Source organism: Providencia sp. PROV033 (assembly GCF_028484855.1).
Classification (GTDB): Bacteria; Pseudomonadota; Gammaproteobacteria; order Enterobacterales; family Enterobacteriaceae; genus Providencia; species Providencia alcalifaciens.
Genome location: NZ_JAMPSW010000202.1, coordinates 1 through 1,518, shown reverse-complemented (window position 1 = coordinate 1,518; position 1,518 = coordinate 1). Strand labels below are relative to the sequence as shown.

The 1,518-nt window shown below is 33.2% G+C and carries 1 protein-coding gene; it reads left to right on the top strand.

The window, feature by feature from the left end; genetic code table 11:
- A partial coding sequence (locus tag PSF16_RS17330) for a phosphoethanolamine transferase (RefSeq protein WP_272689797.1) occupies positions 1–1,480 on the top strand: 1,480 nt, incomplete at its 5' end.
- Between the last annotated feature and the right edge of the window lie 38 nt (positions 1,481–1,518).

Sequence of the window (1,518 nt, the reverse complement as noted above, 5' to 3'; positions counted from 1 at the left end):
GTTTTTTGTTTGTTTCTCACATTTTGCCCTCGGGTATGAATTTAAAGCTATTTATGCACTCGCAGTGTTTTTATTATTACTCGCCGTAAATGCCAATAAATTTATATACTTAACATCCATAATCTTTTTGGCATTTATTGCTGCAATTTATTACCCAACAGCGATGTTATACGGCGAGCCTAGCTTCAATATTGCGACGGCAATGTTATATACCGATAGAAAAGAATCATTCGAGTTTCTTTCTAATATTCCCTATTTCTATTACGTTGTATCATTTCTCATGTTACTGCTTGGTTATACTGCAACCCGTTTAAAATTTGAAATTTCAAACAAATTTCGATTATCTTTCGTTTCAATTTTTGCTGTTATTTTCCTTCAAGCGCCTATAAAAACAGCCATTAGTGAGCATCATTTTTCCTTATTAAATACTGGCATTCCAGAAGTTAAATTTTTAAAGCAATCAGTAGCAGCCATCTCATCAACAATTGAAGAGCATAAACGTATTAATGAAATGCTATCTAAAAATGACGATTATCCAAAATTAATTAGCGCTGGAGAGTATGATACTTATGTTATTGTTATAGGCGAAAGTGTTAGAAAAGACTTACTACATTCCTATGGATTTGCATTAGAGAACACTCCGTTTCTAGATAAAATAAATGGAAAAATTTTCACTAATTATATATCAGCTGCACCATCCACAGTTCCGTCATTAACACACACTATTTCAGAGCATGTAAAAATTCAAAACAACATCATTACTCTTGCTAAAAAGGCAGATTTTTATACCTATTGGATCTCGAATCAAGGTTCTATCAGTGGCGCAGATACCCCTATTGCAAGTATTGGAAAACGAGCTGATACACCAACATTCATTAAAAAAGGCTCATTCACATCTATAGAGAATGATGACGAACTCATTCCTTATATTAATGCTGCGATTAAGCAAAAAGTAAAAAATAAGAAGTTGATTGTTGTTCACTTAATGGGAAGTCATACCCCTGCCTGTGAAAGAACAAATAATGAGTATGATGAGTTCTATCTTAGCAACCGAGTTTCTTGCTATGTCCAATCAGTAAAGAATACAGATCGATTACTAGGCACCATTTACGATAGCTTAAAGTTGAGCAATGAACGATGGTCTATGATGTATCTTGCAGATCACGGCGTCTCTTTCTCAAATAGAGATATGCCATCTAAACTCGATTTAATTCACGGAGATGAATATAAAGAAAACTATTCTGTTCCTTTTTTTATTACATCTTATAACGACGTAAATAGAGAATTCATTACCGCACGAGTCAGTGGGATGAACTTCCTTTCACTCTATTCTGAATGGCTTAGCATAAATATATATCAAAAACCGAACTGCCAATTTATCTCAAATCAAGACTGCAAATTTAGCAATAGTGTTTTAAATTTTAAAAATAATATTGTCAGTTTTGATAAATTACCTAATGATATTATTCCTATCCATTGATCTCTGGTGGGGCTTTTGCCCCACTAACATCTATATTA